Origin of the sequence: Paenibacillus sp. FSL W8-0439 (genome assembly GCF_038008995.1) — a bacterium.
Classification (GTDB): domain Bacteria; phylum Bacillota; class Bacilli; order Paenibacillales; family Paenibacillaceae; genus Paenibacillus; species Paenibacillus polymyxa.
Window position 1 is genome coordinate 5,299,661 of record NZ_JBBPAK010000001.1, and the last position, 19,191, is coordinate 5,318,851.

General features: G+C 43.1%; 9 protein-coding genes. All 9 read right to left on the reverse strand.

Going from position 1 to position 19,191, the window contains the following annotated elements; translation table 11 throughout:
• Positions 1 to 29: 29 nt before the first annotated feature.
• The gene (locus tag MKX36_RS22775) at positions 30 to 2,396 is read right to left on the reverse strand and encodes a copper amine oxidase N-terminal domain-containing protein (protein ID WP_123797726.1); all 2,367 of its coding nucleotides are present in this window, start codon (positions 2,394 to 2,396) and stop codon (positions 30 to 32) included.
• Between the two features lie 540 nt (positions 2,397 to 2,936).
• A complete protein-coding gene (locus MKX36_RS22780; RefSeq protein WP_340865766.1) occupies positions 2,937 to 4,283 on the reverse strand; it encodes an efflux RND transporter periplasmic adaptor subunit in 1,347 nt (448 codons plus the stop codon).
• A gap of 19 nt (positions 4,284 to 4,302) precedes the next feature.
• Complete coding sequence (locus tag MKX36_RS22785) at positions 4,303 to 7,440, reverse strand: efflux RND transporter permease subunit (protein WP_340865767.1); 3,138 nt, start codon at positions 7,438 to 7,440, stop codon at positions 4,303 to 4,305.
• A 354-nt stretch (positions 7,441 to 7,794) separates the two neighbouring features.
• Positions 7,795 to 11,811 (reverse strand): S-layer homology domain-containing protein, encoded by a 4,017-nt coding sequence (locus MKX36_RS22790; protein WP_340865768.1) that lies wholly within the window; start codon positions 11,809 to 11,811, stop codon positions 7,795 to 7,797.
• 190 nt (positions 11,812 to 12,001) lie between these two features.
• Complete coding sequence (locus MKX36_RS22795; protein WP_019688811.1) at positions 12,002 to 13,132, reverse strand: glycosyltransferase family 4 protein; 1,131 nt, start codon at positions 13,130 to 13,132, stop codon at positions 12,002 to 12,004.
• A gap of 137 nt (positions 13,133 to 13,269) precedes the next feature.
• Positions 13,270 to 14,031, reverse strand: a complete 762-nt coding sequence (locus MKX36_RS22800) for a WecB/TagA/CpsF family glycosyltransferase (protein WP_025366004.1) — start codon at positions 14,029 to 14,031, stop codon at positions 13,270 to 13,272.
• An 8-nt stretch (positions 14,032 to 14,039) separates the two neighbouring features.
• The gene (gene csaB / locus MKX36_RS22805; RefSeq protein WP_016822996.1) at positions 14,040 to 15,176 is read right to left on the reverse strand and encodes a polysaccharide pyruvyl transferase CsaB; all 1,137 of its coding nucleotides are present in this window, start codon (positions 15,174 to 15,176) and stop codon (positions 14,040 to 14,042) included.
• Positions 15,152 to 17,167, reverse strand: coding sequence for a DUF5693 family protein (locus MKX36_RS22810; RefSeq protein ID WP_340865772.1), 2,016 nt, complete (start codon positions 17,165 to 17,167; stop codon positions 15,152 to 15,154). The genes csaB and MKX36_RS22810 overlap by 25 nt, the downstream gene beginning before the upstream one ends.
• Positions 17,168 to 17,427: 260 nt before the next feature.
• A complete protein-coding gene (locus MKX36_RS22815; RefSeq protein WP_025366007.1) occupies positions 17,428 to 19,146 on the reverse strand; it encodes a phospho-sugar mutase in 1,719 nt (572 codons plus the stop codon).
• Positions 19,147 to 19,191 lie beyond the last annotated feature (45 nt).

Here is a 19,191-nt window from a genome sequence, read left to right on the forward strand (position 1 = left end):
TCAGTTAACTCAAAAGAGTTGCTCTTAAATTAGTTGTTGTTTTCAACAGTTACTGTTTTAGCAGTTGCATCATAGTTGATGGATGCATCCAGCGCTCTGCTCACCCAGAAGATAGGCAGTACAGTACGGTTTTTGTTAGTTACAGCTTTAACGTCCATACGAATCACAGAACCGTTAACAGTCAACAGGTTAGTGTTCAGTTTGATTTGAGCAACGCGGTCACCTTTAATCAGGGTAACTGTGGAAGTTGCTTTGTCAAACAGGATGTTTTGTGGGGATACACCCAAAGCTTCAGCTGCATAACGTACTGGCAAGTAAGTGCGTCCGTTTTCAGCATAAGCAGCTACATCAGCTGTTTTAGTTTCGCCGTTCACAGTGTAGGAAGTGCTTCCCAGTGTGAAGACAGCTTTAGTTTTAGTAGCACCTGGAGCTGGAGTTCCAACAGTTGCGATTGCTACTTCAGCAGCTGCAGTGTTGTTGTCTTTCCAGTTTTGAGTGTTGTCAGTTGCACCTTTGTATGCAGTGTAAGAAACTGCGCTACCTTTCAGCTTAGCAACGATGTCGCCTTGAGCTACAGTACGGTCAACAGTCAGCTTAGGAGCGGAGATTGTGATTGTACTTGGAGTAGCAGATTCGCTGTCGATGTAGAAGCTCAGACGGCCTTTGTTACTTTCGCCGTAAGTATCAGTAGATACGCTCTTCACTTTAACGTCACCAGCTGTAACTTTTACTTCTGGAGTAGAAGCAAAACGTACGCCTGTTGGCAATTCCAAGATTACTTCACGGCTACCGTCTTTCTTAACGAAAGCTTCTTTAGCAGCTTCAGTGATTGTGATATCGCCAACTTGTTGATCGCCCAGACCGATTGTCAGGGTTGGTTTGGAAGCAGCAGCCAGAGTAACTGCTTGTTTCACAGTTGCAACCTTAACATTACCGCTCAGACCTTGGCTACCAGCAACTTCAACGTTCAGATCGCCAGAGAAACCTGGTTGCGTAGCAACTTCAACGTTTTTCAGTTTCAAAGTACCAGCGTCAGTTGTGCTGTTAACGTTTTTGAAAGTCAGTTTCAAAGTACGTTTGTCAGAGTCAGTGTAGGAAACATCTGCTCCACCCAATCCGTTAGTGTTTTCCATAGAACCAGCAAAGCTGCTTCCTGGGTTGTTACTCTTGAAAGTTTCCTGCCAACGAGCACCTTCAGGCAGACGCAATGTTACAGTACGTCCATTAACAAAAGATTTAGCAACAGTTTCTTTGATTACGATATCGCCAATTTTTTGCTCGTCATGACCAGCAAGAATAGTTGTTGGAGTAGCTACGGATACGCCACCACCGATTTGACCATAGCTACCTACTACCAAGGAGCTAACGTCAGTTGTTGCATTACCAGAAATGCTAACTGTTACGTCGCCTTCTTTAACGTTAGTTTCGTCATCTACGTAGAAACCAACAGGCAATTGGAAAGATGTTTGTTGACCACTTACTTTATCCAAAGACAAAGTCAATGTGTCGCCATCTGCAGAGTATTTTACGTTTTCTGGTTTGATATCAGATCCAAACAGAATAGTAGCAGCGGATTTAGGAGCAGAATCCCATTTGAAACCGCTAGGCAATTTCAACTTAATGTTGTTGTTACCCAAAGAGCCAGCTGTCTCTTCTTTAACTTTCAAAGTTGCAGTGAAGTTTTCTTCACTGGAAACAGTGTCAGCAGCGGACAAAGAAATTTGACCAGAAGAAACCACGTTACCGATCACTACTTCACCACTAGTCAAACCGCTTGCGGAAGCAGCATCAATAGCAACTTTGATTGGTCCATTGCTTGGTCCAGTTACATTAACTTTACCAAAGTTCAGATAAAGATCAGCAGCATCAGCAGAGTTACTGAAATTCAACTCAACTTTTGCAGATTTGTTAGTCAACTTAGTAACTACAACTGCATCTGCATCTTTATAACCAGTAGATTCAAGGTTTTCAGCGTCGTCGTTATCTTTTGGATCAAGATATACGCCCAAACCATAAGTAGCGTCAGTAGCAGTCTTTACGCGACTAACACCGTTCCCAGCACCAGAAAATTCAAAACCTTTTGGCAATGTTACTGTGAACGATGCACCAGGTCTGATGGAAGCTTGGCTAATGTTAATTTTTGCTCTACCCAATTCAGCATTAGGTTGTGCACCAGAACCAATATTAGGATTATTCAGGGTTGTAAAGCTAGAAGCTGCATGAATTGCAGTTGGTGCAGTCAAAGCTGCGATTGGAGCTGCAACACCAGCAACCAATGTTGCTGTTGCCAGCACGTTGATCATCTTTTTGTTAAACTTTGTCATAACCTTTTTTTCTCCTCCTTGAATATAAACAGAAATATTATTTTTGTCTTTTTGTCGGATCTTGTCACTCATCAGTCGTTACACCTCCTTTCCGAGCTTTATGAGAACCCTTATAAAATGATATCTGTGACAATATCACAGAAGCTTGGAATCTAGTTGAAAGAAAGCGTCCATTTATGACGTACTCCAGTATTATACAATGTGATAACAATGCAGTAAAGATTTTTTTTAGCGAATTTTGTCTTTACGCTTTTGTACCCCTTTGTTTCATACTCACCCAATTAGACGTAGCATGGGTCCAAAAAGTTGCGTCTGTTTCAAAAAAAAAAAAATTATTTTTTTTGATTATGTATTCCGCTTCCCACAGTCATAATTATACTATTGAACCTGTTCCTCCGTCATCCTACAACTTTTACCTTCTGAACCTTAAATGTACAAGGGTATTTTCTGTACATTAATCTGGTCTCTAAGGGAGTATATTCGTAACGAATAATCCATAGAATACATAAAGTACATAAAGACTATAGATTCCTAAGAAATCTAATATCTAATACACTTTAAATAGTAGAAATGACGGAGGATAGGAATATAACGTAAATATAACGAAACAAATTATTTTACTACATTAATCTTCGCGCCATCAGAAAGCAAACTTACACCCTTAACGACAACATTTTGTCCCTCAGTAAGCCCCTTGGTTATTTCAACCTGTTTGGCACTTTCCTGGCCTGTCTGCACTTCTACCCGCTTAGCAACAGTACCCTCGACTACATATGCATACTTCTTCCCTGCCTGCTCTGTAACGGCGTCCTGCGATACTAAAATGTTTTTAGGAGCCTCTGTCTTCATATATACAGTTACAACCATCCCTGATTTTAATTCGCCAGAACCATTAGGAACCGAAATCTCGACAGGATATGCCTTGAGGTCATTATCCATTACCGGATTGACGGCCGACACTCTGGCTTCAATGCGCTTGTCTAACGAGTCCACACCTACAGTTACAGATGAACCCACCTGCATCTTCAGAAGCTCTGATTCAGAAACGTTGACCTTAGCAATGATAGGATTGGTATTCGCAATTGTAACAACTGCAGATTGCGCACTAACCATTTGCCCTTGGACTCCTGTTACTACCGATATAGTGCCGGAAATCGGAGCTTTGACTACAGCATCCACCAGTTGACTACGCGCTGTGTCTAAATTCGCTTTGGCTTGATTAACAGAAGCACGCGCTACGTCTATGCCCGTTTTCTGTTGAGCAAGACGTAATGACTTCTGAGCATTATTATATGTTGTTTGCGCACTTTCCTTGGATGTTTGAGCATTGTGCAGCGCGATCTGTGCATTCTCCACTGCAGTTTGAGCCTTTCGATATGTTATTTGGGACTGCTCTAACTCGGATTGAGATAGAGCACCCGCACTAAACAACTGTTGGTTGCGATTAAGCGTATTTTGTGCATCACGTACGGAATTTTGAGCATCAACCAAGCTGGTCTGAGCTTGAGTAATGGAATTGTCTTGCTGTACAAGCGCACTTTTGGCTTGATCCACACTGGACTCTGACTGTTGCACAGATTGCTCTGCGCCTGACTCAGCCTGTTTTAAATTGGCCAAGGCAACCTGATATGATTCCTGGGATTGCTTAATCGAGTCCCGTATATCCTTTTGATCTATAGTAAACAATGTGTCGCCTTTGCTTACCTTTTGCCCCACTGTAAGGTTAATACCTTGAATCTTACCACTAATTTTTGGAGATACTTGAGCCGTCTCCTTGGGAGCAAAGCTTCCAATAATACCTGTTGAGTCGTTAATACTACCTTTGGCCACTTTAGCCACTTGAACCGGAATGGCTTGCTGTGCGGCAGTTGGAGCGGCAGGGGCTTCACCCCCACCGCAACCCGCTAATGCAACTGATAAGAGCAAAGTTGTAGCAATCAGAGCACTTTTTTTATTCATTATGTTTCTCCACCTCACCTTATATATGAACACTTTTTTGTAGTTTCGCTTCTTTTTTCAGTTGTCTCTTTGCCTGTCTTTTCAATTTCCGATCTTTACGTTTTTGTATCATATTATCTAGGATAACGTAAACAACCGGAATAAGAATCAATGTAATAATAGCAGCGAAGGATAATCCGAATACAACAACTACCGCCATCGGTGCCTGTGTCTCGTTACCACTGCCTGTAGCAAATGCCATTGGAAGCAATGCTAGTACAGTTGCCAGCGTCGTCATCAAAATTGGACGTAACCGTTCAGACGCTCCATGAATAATGGCTTCATCTCGATCTTCGCCTTCTTTTCGAAGCTGAATTATAAAGTCAATCATAACAATCGCATTGTTGACGACCAAACCGACGAGCATGATATAACCGGTAAATGCTGATACGCTGAGGCTTGCTCCTGTTACAGCTAAACCGATAAGCACACCAATTACCGTAGGTGGAACTGAGAACATAATAACAAATGGTGTAAGCAACGATTCAAACTGTCCAGCCATAACCATATAAATCAGCACAACTGACAGCAAAATAGCTATCGCTAAGTTCATAAAAGATTCCATCATTTGTTCATTTTGTCCGCCACCCGTATCTGCACTATAGCCTTCTGGGAAGTGAGTACTTTTCAAAAGAGAATCTATTTTTTGATTAATGGTAAGAATATCCCCTGTTCCGTCGATATCAGCTGTAATCTGTACTTGACGGGTTTGGTTTTCACGAGTAACAGTATCGGGTACACTCCGTTTATCAATACTTGTTACTGATGATAAAGGAACATCAATCCCCTGCGAGGTGGTAATACGCAAGGCTTGTAGAGATGACAGATCATGGCGGCTTTGCTCTGGCAATGATATCTTCACATCAATCTGATCATCACCCGTACGATAGCTTGTGGCGGCTGATCCATTAAATGAAGTATTAACTGCAGATAAGATTTGAGTTGCTGACAAGCCATATCGACTAGCAAGCTCCCGATTAACGGTAATTTCATATTCTTCACGAACTGCACTCAAGCTACTTTTGACATTAACGGTACCCGGTATTTTTTTCACATCCGCAACGAGATTGTCTGAGAGTTCACGCAGGACGTCCATATCGTCACCTTTTAAATTAATGTTAACAGCCTTTCCACTCGAAAGACCTGTTGCAGATGCTAGTGTAATCTCTGCATCTGGAATACTATCAAATTTCTTACGAAGGCCTTCAACTACAGCGTCTGTTGGCTGATGCCCATCCTTCAGCGTTACATTTATATCTGCCGAGTTGGATGGGGCTGCACCTGAAAAGCCTGAGTTGCCACCAGAACCAACCGTGACTGTCATTTTATCCAGATCAGGAACTTTCAAAATTTCTTTTTCTATACCTTGAACTACCTTTTCCGTTTCTTCCAAGACTGTTCCATTCGGAAGTTTCACATTAATCGAAAATTCACCAGTATCGGACTCAGGGATAAATTCAGCCTTAACCAAAGGAACCAAAGCACCTGCCGCCACAAACATTAATAAAGTAATGATTAACACAGATTTTCTGTGGTTAATTCCCCACTTCAGTACACGTCGATAGCCACCCTTAAATTTCTCAAATCCGATATTAAACCACACAATAGGGTTAATACCTTTATAAGTACCTGAAGAGTAAATGGATTCATCTGGTATGGTAGGTAACCAACGCGAGCTAAGCATCGGCACAATTAGAAGGGATACCAGCAAAGCAGCGATGTGAGAGAAAATTACAGTTAACGCCAACGGTTTAAATAGAACCCCTGCAATTCCATCAACAAAAACAACTGGTAAAAATACTACAATCTGTGCAAGTGCAGATGCCATAACCGCATTACCCACTTGCTTGGAGCCGTCAATAGCTCCTTGTAGCATACTTTTGCCTTCATGTCGCTGCCTAAAAATATTCTCAATAATAACAACGGCAAAGTCGACGAAGGATCCTAACCCCAAAAGCAAACCGCTCAATGAAATAACATTAATGGTTTGTCCGGTGAAATACATCATCATAAACGTTGCTACGAAGGAAATTGGAATAACGATCGCAGCAATAATAGTAGAACGTATACTGTTCAAAAATAATAGCAGTACAATGGCTGCGATAATAAGCCCTAATATAGCATGCTCTATTAGCGAGTGTACGGAGTCTCTAATAGGCTTAGAAGCATCTGTTACCATTTCCAATTGAGTTCCCGCAGGTAACTCTTTCCGTATTGAATCTAAACTCTCCTTCACTGAATTGGCGATTGAAAGAGTATTTCCACCTGTAGCCTTAGTAACAGAAATATTAATACTTGGCTTTCCATTAAAGGTAGAAATAATAGTAACATCTTCGGTGGAGTCTTCAACAGTCGCAATATCCTTTAATTTCACGCTTCCCTTACCTACAGGGATTGGCGTTTCACCCATTTCCGAAACAGCCTGATATTCACCTTGTACCCGAAGCTGAATTTGTGTATTACCACGATATACAGAACCAGCAGACCCAGCAATGTTATTAGCCGATAGCGCTTGGCTGATTTGGTCCAGAGTAATACCATAGCTTTGTAGCTTGGCCTGATCTACAGTGATCTTTACGAGTCGTTCTTGGCCGCCTGACATGTTGGCTGCGGCTACTCCCGCAATTCTTTCAAGTCGCGGCTCAATAATATCTTCAGCAATAGGCTTCAGCTTGTTAATATCCTGGTCCCCTGTAAAAGCGAGGGTTATAACTGGTGTTGCGTTAAGATCCAATTTAAGTACGCGTGGCGAATTTGCCGCCTTAGGAAGAGAGCCTCTAACCCCATCGATTTTATCTCGCATATCGAGGGTTGCCTGATTTATATCTACTCCCCAGTTAAATTGAATCATGACCATAGATGTTCCTTCTGAGGACTCGGACATGATCGTATCCACATTCTCGATAGAAGCCAGATTTTTCTCAATAGGTTTAGTAACCAATTCCTCAACTTCTGTAGGTGTTGCATTTGGAATACTGGTCACCACTGCAGCATATGGCAGCTTCATATCCGGCATCTGCTCTACAGGAAGCCTTAACGCAAAAATACCGCCCCCGATTAACAAAGCAATAATTAACATAAATACTGTTACAGGACGGCGTATTGAAAACTGAGACATCTCATCACTCCCCACTCACTTCTCTATGTAATATTTAAGCACACACATCCTCTACTACGATGAAATAGGCGTAAAGTTTCAGATAAATGCGCAAAAAAAACATATATAAAAATAATAAACACATTTTGAGATAAATCCTTAAAAAAAAGCAATTTATTACAGTCGTTTAAGGCAAATCAAAAATAAAAAAAACGCCGTAATGCTTATCCAAAGTATTCATCTCACTGATATTATGGCACAGGCCCGTAATTCCAGTCAAATAGCTGATTTATAAAAAACATCCCTCTCATGTATATGAAAGGGAATTTCCATTTCGCATGGAGGGATGTTTAATAATTACAGGTTTTTGATTGATTAGATTTTAGGAAGCAGTTTTTTATCAGCCATAACTTTGGCTACAATGATCGCTGCATCTCCGCGCAAGGTCAAGGATGTAGGGTTAAACATATATCCTTTTTTCGGATCACTTGCATCTACAGGAGACCCTGTGATAAAGCCTTTCTTGGCGATAGCCAATACAGATGCTTGCGCATAGTAATCGATCTTGTCCGCATCTTTAAAGGTCTTGGACAGATTTTTCATGATCTTGTCATGATCTGTTTCCAGCTTCAAATTCAATGCCTTGGCGATAATGACCGCTGCATCTTGACGTGTGATTACATCTTCCGGCATAAAGATTCTTGGTTGCGAACCTTTGACAATACCGGCACGCGCAGCTGTTTCAATATAACGATAATCGTAGAGCGCATCTGCGGATATCGTGTTTGGAATAGACACATCGTCGAAATGCTTCGCTCCGCTGAAATTAAGCGGAATTTGCAGACCTTTCACAATCATCGACGTGAATTCGCCTCTTTTAATATAGCTGTCAGGTCCAAAGCTATTAATTGGATCCATTGGGTTCATAACACCTTTAGCCAAGATCGCTTCGATGTAATCTCTGGCGTACTTGTGCTTAATGACATCACTATATGTTTCTCCAACCTTAGCAACTACATAATAGCCAAAACGATCAAACGGTACTTTAATGGTATGTTTCTTCGGATCCACCACACCACCAATGTTCTGCCAATCCTTCAAATCAGGATCAAAAAAGAACACCGTCATTTGTTTCCCTGCATCCTGAGCAATACTGCTATCGTACGTCAGCGTCAATGTAGCACGCTTGGAAGGCACTAGCTCGTTAGACGGGTCACGCCAGTAGAAGTTTTTGATTTTGCTGCTGTCATTTTGCGATTTGTTAGCCAATTGATATGGATCAGCACCATATGTTACCGGATCGTAAGCATCTGTTTTGATATCATCAGCTGTACCTGGGTCAATCCAGAATACTGGACTGGACTTGGTAAAACGACTTGGGAAATCTCTGTTGAAGTATCTACTTCCATCAGCAATCAAACTCTGCATGTCGGACAATGCTTTTTCAGTTTCAAATTCATGACGGTCTACCACGCCATCTTCGCTATTCGCGATCGCAAAGTACAAAGTATGACCAGAGAAAACCTGGTTTTTGAATTGCTGTGGTTGATCGTAATCCCGACGGATCAGGCTCGTTCCCTTCGCGAAAGCAAGTGTAAGATTACCATCAAACACTTTGTGCGATGTTTTCATCGCTTCCATGTACTGCTCACCAGGAATATTAGTAGGCACATACTTAACAGTGATGGTCTGTTTTAATTTTTCCTTCCCCACTGTAACCACTACATCAATTTTATTATCTTTGTTGGCTTTTAAACCTGTAACGATGGCTTTATAAGTTGATGGGTAATCCACAGTACCATCATAATCAGAGTCGAAACCTTCTTGAACTGCTGTTTCTTTACCTACTGTAACACTATCTGCATTACCTGCATTTACAACAACTTGTACAAAGTTTTGATTCACGATCCGTTTTTCAGGAAGCGGACGCAAGATATCAAAAGATGTGGATTGACCAGATACTTGCAGTCGGAAAGTAGCAAACGGCCCGCTCTTGCCGCTATTGTACAAGGTAATGTTATAAGCTACTGGCGTTCCATCTTGCGAAATAGTTTGGTTTTTCAATACAAAACTGAAATACTTTTTGTCCGGATGGTAGTATACGAGCAGATCTTTTAGATCTTTGCTTGTAAACTTATCCGTAGTAGCACCAGAGTTGTATGCCGTTTTGGCATCTTCTGCTGAGAAGAACTCGTTATTCAGCGTCCAGTTAACCTCACTGTCGTCTGATCCCTTAATCTCTAAAATGTATTGATCTTTATTGGCAATATCACTTAATGAACCACTTACCTGATCCGCTTTACCCAAATCAGCAATACTGAAGGTACCAAAGATATTGATATTTTTCAGAGATGTTTTGTAGTTAGTGTCATCTACTTTAGTGAAATTTGCATCTTTTGCTTTCGGTGCAATTTCGCTATACTTCGGCGTATTGCTCAAGCCGCTAACAGGTGTAAAAGGAATAATGCCCTGTGTGTTTGGAACAGGAATTACTGGAATATTCGTTTGTGTAAAGTTTACTTTTACCGTATTGCTGTACTCGATGCCTGGCTTGAACACAAACTTGATTTCATTATTTCCGTTTGCCAGTGCATTGGCAGCCGCATCATAGGAGGAAGCAGCCAGCTTAAAGTTGGCTCCTGAGCCATCAAGATCAACTAATACGTTGTTCACATACAAAAATACATTTCGGTTACTGCCAGTGTAGTGAATATCCGCTGCATTACTTACATCCAGCAATTTACCTTTAAAATAACCCAATTGATTCAGTTTATAGGTGTTTAAGTTTGCACTCGATGTATTCAACGGAATTTGTTGACCATCATAAATCGTATCGTATTTCATGAATGGACCCTGCAATAAGTTTACAGTAGCCTTAATCAATTTGCTTGAGTCACCATTCAGGTAGAAATTCAGTACGTTTTGTCCTTCTTTAGGTAAAGTATCTACGTAAGCAACAATTTTTTTCACTTGTGTTGACTTACCATTGATTGTCCGAATCACATCTTGGGGTGAACCCACGGTATGAACGGATACACCAGAAAGCTCGCTAATTGAACTAGGTGTACCATTAACAATGATAAACTCCATACCTACAGGCACAGATGGAGCATCTGTAGTCTTGTTCTTCATAGAACTTCCCGTTAATTTCATAGCTTCATCTATGGCAGCAGCTTGATCAGACCCACTACCATTAATTCTATTCAACAGCTGATTATTAAAATCAGGGAGAAAGTTCACGTCATCAATATAAGGCTGAGTGCTGCTACGCAATGTAAATTGGACCGCAGATGCATTTGAACTCGTCCCATCTCCAAACCCTACACTTAGAGATGCACGAATCAAGTGGTCAGTTACGATACCATCAGGCACAGTTACCTGGAACGGATATACTTTGTAACCACTGGATGTAACCACATTGGCTGTATCAATCGTAGCATCAATTCCATTGGTATCCCCGATTGCGCTACCGTTATTACTTACATCCGTAAATCTAGCATTAATTTTGCTCACTACTGGATCAGTTGCTCCGGAAGGAACCAAAACATTACCTTTCAAAACCACGCCGCTTGTAGACGATACGGTAAAGTCAGGCGAAGTCGTCAGATCAGCAGACACATTGCCGTCCTTATTCAAAGTCAGATCAGAAAATTCAGGTTTCCCCGTATAAATCGTAATCTCACGCGTAACCGTAAGAGCCTGAGTTCCGTTGTTCACTTTAATCGTCACTATATTTTTACCCGGACTGAGTACAACACTACCTGTTAGTTTATAGCCGGTATAAGAGGAGACATTATACGAATTACTGCTTTTTGTTGAAGTGAGCGTTACACTGTCAGCATTAGGAGCTGTACCTTGAATGACTACTTTCACGTCATCTGCGCCGCTATTTTTTGCATCTGTCAGCACTGCTGTCTGATTCTCTAGCAACTGCTGGGTTTGGCCATTCAGCGTAGCAGACAGATCATATAGCTTGGGTCCATCCTGATACTCAATGTAAATGGAATCCTTCATTTCGGCTGAATTTTGACTGCTTTGGAATGTAATTCGGTTCAAACCAGGGAACAGTTTAATATCTGAAATTTGAATTGTAGAGCCATTGACCGTAATTCCGCCCTTTTGACTCTCATTTTTATTAACTACTGTAAGGTTTGTTCCATTTTTGGAGAGTTGGAATACACTATAAGATATAGTACTTCCATTCACTCCGTTAATCGTACCGTTAACTGTAACACGGTCGGTGTTTACCATTCTGGCCGAATCCGCATCATATTTTTCATTTGGAAAAATGAAATAAGTTCCTGTCGCAGCATGAGCCGTACCTACCAGGGCCGCCGGCACCAAGCCAATGATGAGACCAACCGTCAGCAACATGGATAGCAATCGTTTCAAATCATTGTCCTCCTTTGATTCTGTCGCACCTTGGGGTACGTAATCATTCATTACTTTTTTTATCGGTAGCAAACATACAAAAAATTAGTAAATTCTCAAAAAAGGAGGGAGTTTTTTTACAGCAAACATCAAAAAAGCCTTCAAACCCGCGGTATACCGCTAAGCTTGAAGGCTTACATTTAAATTAAAATTATAATTTCGATCGCGTCTGGGAATCTGGCTTAGCCAACAACCGAATTAGTGTGTTAAGAACAGGACGTTTGGTTTTGCCAACGAGCCCAATAACTTCTGCCCCGATCTGTAGGAAGAACATCATGATACATATCACGACAAAGGTGACCCAGTTGGCTTCATTAAGCGCAGCCGACGATTGAATCACGGCTAATATACCGAAAAATACAGCAATACCGTAGATAATCAACACCGTCTGTCTGTGGCTGAAGCCTAGTTCGCGTAAGCAGTGATGCAAATGGCCTTTATCCGGTGAGAATATCGGTTTTTTCTGCAACTTGCGACGAATAATAGCAAAGAATGTATCTGACAAAGGCACACCGATAATAATCAATGGCGTAATAAATGATACGATAGCAATTTGCTTGAACCCAAGCATTGAAAGCATAGCCAGAGAGAAACCTAAAAATAAGGACCCTGTATCACCCATAAATATTTTTGCAGGATGAAAGTTGAAAAACAAAAATCCGATAATACTGCCCAACAGCACAAGGCAAAGCATGGCTACCATGTAATTGCCCATTAGTAGTGACATCACAGCGATCGTTCCAATCGCAATTCCTGAGACACCTGCAGCCAGTCCATCCAGACCGTCAATCAAATTGATGGCATTGGTCACACCTACGATCCAAAAAATCGTAAGCGGAATGGAAATCCAGCTTTCTAAGGAAGAGTATGCATCTTGAAAAGGTACATTTACAAAATCCACACGAATATCAAAAGCAAACACGACCATACACGCCACGGCAATTTGAGCCAAAAATTTCAATTTTGCATTAAGATCAAGACGATCATCGAGAGCACCGATCAATGTAATCAACGTACCACCAATCAGAAAGGCTGCAATAAAGTTAATATCCCGCGAGGACAGCATTCCGTCAGGCACAAAAGGTAACATCGCCAATAAGGACAACAGAAATGCCAAGAAAATCCCCAGACCGCCAAGGCGCGGCATAATTCGGGTATGTACTTTTCGGGCATTCGGCACATCGACGGCTCCAACCTTCACAGCGAATTTCTTGACGAGCGGTGTCAGTAACAGCGCAAGTCCCAGTGCCATGATGAAACCAATAATATAGATCAATAACATTTGATCATTCGACCCCCAATTTTAAAGCAATGCCTTTTCAGATGTAACCGCATTGAATTATACTCTGATCAAAAATAAATACCAAGCCTCATATTCTGGCAAATTAGCGGGTTTTAAAGGCAGATTCAAGCTATTTATCACACTTTTGTGACGTTTTCTTTTTCACGCATCACTTTCACTGCGAATTTCGGCAACGCAAGCATTCTTTTGTAACGAGTGGGCTCTTTTAGAAGTCTATATAACCACTCGGCTCGTAGCTTTTGAAACAGTTTAGGTGCGCGTTTTGTTTTGCCTGATATAACATCAAAACTACCGCCGACCCCCATCATCACCGGCACACCAAGTTTCTCCTTGTATTTACCAATCCAAGGTTCCTGTGTGTCCGCTCCACGTGCTACAAACAACAAATCAGGGTTCGCTTCACGAATAGCCGCAATCACTGCTTCGTCCTCGTTAGGACCAAAAAAACCATCGCGCTTGCCACAAACCGTAATTCCAGGATAAAGCTCATGTACCCGCTGAGCGGTCGCCTGAATCACTTCAGGCGTCGATCCAAGTAAGTAAACTTTCCAATGATAGTTTTCTCCAGCTGCGAGCAATTCATGTAACAAGTCAAAACCCGCCACCCTCTCGGGTACAGGATGCCCAACATAGTTTGCAGCCCAGACCACACCAGTTCCATCCGGAACAATCAACTCTGCCTGTTTCATCACATTCATATACACTGGATCTTCCAATGCAGCCATTACCATAATCGGATTGGCAGTGATCACTTGATGGGGGCGGCGAGACTTCACCGCCTGAATTAATACATTTAATGTATCTTTCATATTAAGCCTTGATACCTGAACACCGAAAATCGGGACGGTAGGCACACTCGTAACCTTATCAACTGTCACTGTATCCATCATCCTTTGCGACACAAGTAATTAACGATATGTTGTGCTGGTAAGCGAGCCTCACTTTTTAACAAAGCAATTGCTGCCCCCTGGCTCTCAATCCATTGACTGCGCTGATCCAGCAGTCGTATGGACTCATTAGCCAGCTTTTGCCCATCCAGTGCATCTGTAGTACCTACAGGCTGGCTACCAACACGGCTGAGGAAATGATCAATTTTGGGATCGTAAGATATCCCCAACGGGGGCACCTGATGGGACGCTGCATAAATTAAGCTGTGCAGCCTCATCCCGATCATCAAACTACATCTGCTGACTTCCAAAAGCATCTGCTGCGGATCGGTAACTTGTTCACACATGCTGACAAGGCTTCCCGTCCCCCTAATATCCCCCAACAAATCCATTACCATCCTTGAAGCCTGTACGTCGTCAGGTAAATGGAATGGCAAGAAACGCAAGTGAACACGGCGTTCCGCGGCTAATCTTTTTAAGCCGTCTGCAATAGCCGTTAAATCGCGTTGTTCCTTATCCCAGTAGCGTACAGACACACCAACGACCGGGAGTTTATCCTCATCAGTCTCAGTTGCTGCATTATGCAGCTCGGAACCAGAGGGCAAAGGAAGCCCCATTACAGGGTCAGGAACAACATGAACAACCGGGCGTTTCAGTTTCATGGTACCCAGCAAAGCAGCAGATTGCTCATCTCTGACGGAAACATATTCACAGCGTTGAAACACAGATCGGATCATAGGATAAAATATCTTCCGCTGTACCGGGCCCATGCCCTGAGCGTATACAAACGTAGGCTTTCCCGCCCATTGAGCCAGTTTCAGAATCGCTAGATAATAAGGAATGCTTTTAGGGCTTGTAGCATCCTGGAGCAGACTCCCGCCGCCACTAATTAGCCCATCGCTGTTTTTAATCGCTCTCCGCACTTCTCCTAGGCTCATACGCGGAACAGCTTCTACTCCGTACATTTTCTGTGTCCAAGCAGGGTCAGAAGATAGAACAACAGGCTTGACCGTAATCCCCGCCTGACGACTCTCCTCTTCTAAAGCAGTCAGAATCGACTTGAGCACCGCTTCATCCCCACTATTGCGAAACCCGTAATAACCCGAGATTATTATCGTTTTAGCTGTGGTGACCATTTCTTCCAACATCCTTCCAGCACTTGCCACACGACAATTGCAATGATTCCCAGCACCAGACCCAATCCCAATCCCAACAGCCCGCGACTAAGCGAGAGTGCAGCTGGAGAGTGAATGTGAGCGAAGGTATCCACCATCGAGGCTTGACCAATAGCAGCTATGATCAGCAAATAGATTGCTTTGCGATATTTCAAAGCCAAGAATATCCCTGCAATAAACAGTGGGTGAGCCATTAAAAATTCCTTATTACGCGGGCGTACACCAAACGCATTCTCAAGGAAATTACGGAAAACCAGTTCTGTGTTCGACACCGTACCTGCGTTTCCAGTACGAGTCAAATAGTAGTAGCCTGCCGCTGCGATAACAGCCAATGCGATAACCCACAATACAGTAATCGGCGTACGTAACAGTTTGGAGATTTCCTCCCGTATAGAAACGCCACGATAAAAGAAAATATAAATCGCAGCCAAGAAGATCGGCAGAATGTGAAGCAAGCTTACACCTCTAAATTGGTTTAACACCAGACTGTAGGCAATGCTGTTCAACAGTGCAATAACAAAAGGCACTGCAGCCAGCGACAAGATCGCTGTCTGTACGTATAGTATAAGCGTTTGACTCAAACGTTGACCTACAGAAAGTTCAGGTCCCTGTTCACGTTTAATTCTGATCGTACGCACTGCAATGATCATTGCAACCGTAGGTCCGCTAATCGCTGCGAGCAGCGCCAAACCTTGTTCCATTAAGCTGGAGTTCAAAACATAAAGCCCTGCAGAGCCTACCAAACCGAGTGCAAATGCAAGCAGAGTCAATGCCGGAACGAAATAGGACACCATTATGGAGAAGAAAGCTAGTGCACCCAGTACGACGATCATTTTGAGATAGCGCTGAATGGAGGAATCGACCACTTGGAACGGTTCAGCTTGTCCAAGTTCAAACCCTTTTTTCTCCATTCGTTGTACAGCGTTGCCCGGTTTGTCTAAGCTGTGAATCAGGTTGTCAACCGAGTCTTTCACCTTGGCCTCAGCAACACTACGACTAGGCGCGGTATTCAGATACAACATGCGAATATTCCGATCCTTGGTGGCCAGTGCAAAACGATCGGCCAACGTTTCCACATCGAGTGTTGCATCTTTATCACTTAGTGAGTATAGACGCACCACATTATAATGGATATCGTAAGCAAGCTTATTGAAGCCTGCCTGCGGTTTTTTTAAGTTTTCGATAGCAGCTAGGCCAATATCATATTTGTTCAGCAATTTAGCAAATGCCGCTAAGCTATGCTCTTTCTCATTATCAGTAAAGCCTTTGACTGAATCACCTTCAAACAAAATGCGTTTTACACCATTTTGCTGAAAAGAAGCCAGCATCTCTTCCGTCACCTCCTGGTTATAGGGAAGGCTGTCACTCATGCGTGGAACAATAAAAAATCCTTTGCTCCGAAGCTGCTTCATAGCAATCGGGTCAGGCTGCATAGGCTTGAGATACGCATCCTCGGGGGATGTTTCCACAACAAGCCCCTCCTGTCCCTGATAACTCCACGGCTTTACGTTGATGCCCAAACTTGTAAACGTACGTAAAATTAACGGCTTTAGTGCCTCAGCATTTTCTTTGTCAGCGAAAACAACGTACGTATAATTCTCATTTGCAGGTGAAAGACGTTTTTCTAGATCCGCAACATTCTGAGTCGTATATGTTACAATACGGCCCGCTTTACGGAAATCATCCAGCGTACTTTCATACATCGCCATGCTGTTCACACCAGCCTGTTGTAAGCGGTCAAGCTGCTCATTCAGATAGTCCTGCGGATGAGCCTGATACGAAGCCGCCTCCGTCAAATCCCGATAATCGAATACAATCTCTACTTTTTTACTTGAGGATTCTGTCTTTACACGATCGGCGATGACTGGAATGGAAGCCAGCAAGCCAACAGCGACCAGAATCCACAACCATTTTCGAGAAGTCGTATTCCAATACTGCCATTTCTGATACACCAAAGAACCTCCTTAATATTCGGGATTTTGCAAAATTCAATGCTGCCCACTTGCCATTCTGCCCTTTAGGTAGGTCACTCATTGAATTTTGCAAAATCCTCCGTTGCCGGAATAAGCCTATTTTCCCAAAGCCTCTTCCAGGTTATTCTGCAATACAGAGAAATGACCTCCACGGCGTACTGCCCTTTGCCGTGAGAGGTCACCGATTACTCATTTCATATCTAATTACCTTAACCTATTCTATTATAAAGGGAATTTTCTCAAGCGTCTACGCGAGCCATAACAGCATTGACCAGCTGACTGATTCTTTGCTCCGCGTCTGACAGCGAGGAACCACGTACTGCAAAATATACCTTGATTTTAGGCTCTGTGCCCGAAGGACGCAGGCAGAACCATGAACCGTCCTCCAATAAAAACTTGAGTACGTTTTCCTGCGGAAGTCCGTCCAGGCCTTGAGAGTAGTCCAGTACTTTGTCTACCTTCACACCTGCAATCTCTTGTGGTGCGTTGCTGCGCCAATCCGTCATTTTGCCCTGAATTTGCTCTACTCCATCCTTACCCTTGAGTGTACGAGACTCCAGCTTCTCAAGGAAGTAGCCAAACTGCTCGTACAGCTCTTGTAAAACATCATAGAGCGTCTTGCCTTGCGTGCTGTAATAAGCAGCAGCTTCAGCGATCAGCATGGCCGCCAAAACAGCATCCTTGTCACGAGCATAATTTCCTGCCAGATAGCCGTAGCTCTCTTCATAGCCAAACAGGTAGGTATACTCGCCAGTTTGGTCAAACTGGTTCATTTTCTCGCCAATATACTTGAAGCCAGTTAGCGTGTTAAACACTGTTGCTCCAAAATGCTCAGCAATAACTGCACCCATTTCGCTAGTTACGATGGTTTTGATAACTGCACCATTATTCGGAAGCTTGCCGGTTTCTTTCAGTTGATTCAGCAGGTAGTAAACCATAATGGCGCCGGACTGATTACCGGACAAGACCACATATTCGCCATCACGGTTTTTCACAACTGCCCCCATACGGTCAGCATCAGGGTCTGTTCCGATCAACAGATCTGCACCAATTTTCTCACCCAGCGCAATGGCCAGTTTGAACGCATCACGTTCTTCCGGATTAGGCGACTTAACGGTTGAAAATTCTGCATCTGGCTGCTCTTGCTCAGGCACAATATGCACCTGTTCAAAACCGATTTTTTCCAGCACACGACGAACAGGTATATTTCCAGTACCATGAAGAGGTGTAAACACAACTTTGAAGTTTTTGCCCGGTCCAGCTGCAATCAGTTCCCGGTTTACACTCACACTGGCTACCGTATCCACAAACGCTTCATCTTCCTCTTCTCCAAGCCAAACCAACAATCCCTGTGCCTCTGCTTCTTCACGTGTCAGACTTTTGATGTCAGCAAAAGAAGGAACCTCACGAATATAGCCAATCACCTTTTCAGCCTGATCAGGAACAAGCTGACCACCTTCATTATTGTATACCTTGTAACCATTGTACTCGGGAGGGTTGTGACTCGCTGTTACAACAATCCCTCCACTGGCACCCAAATGACGTACACTAAACGAGAGCTGTGGTGTTGGACGCAAGGAAGGGAACAACTTAGCTACGATACCATTGCCCGCCAGCACCAAAGCTGCATCCAGAGCAAACTCTGGCGAAAAATGACGCGAATCATGTGCAATGACAACTGAAGGTTTTCCTTCTTTGCCAGCATGCTGCTCTAAGATATAGCGAGCGAGCCCTTGAGTCGCACGTCCAATCACATAACGATTCATCCGGTTACTGCCTGCCCCGATCACTCCGCGCAGACCGCCTGTACCGAATTCCAGTTCTTTGTAAAAACGATCCTCTAGTTCTTGGTCGTTGCCTTGCAATGCGCGCAACTCCTGTTTGGTTTCTTCATCAATATAAGGGTCTTGCAGCCAGCTCTCAATGCCTTCTAATGCTTTTTTACTCAACTGCGTCATACGGAATTTCCCCTCTCCATTTTTGGGTTGTCAAAACAGGATCTC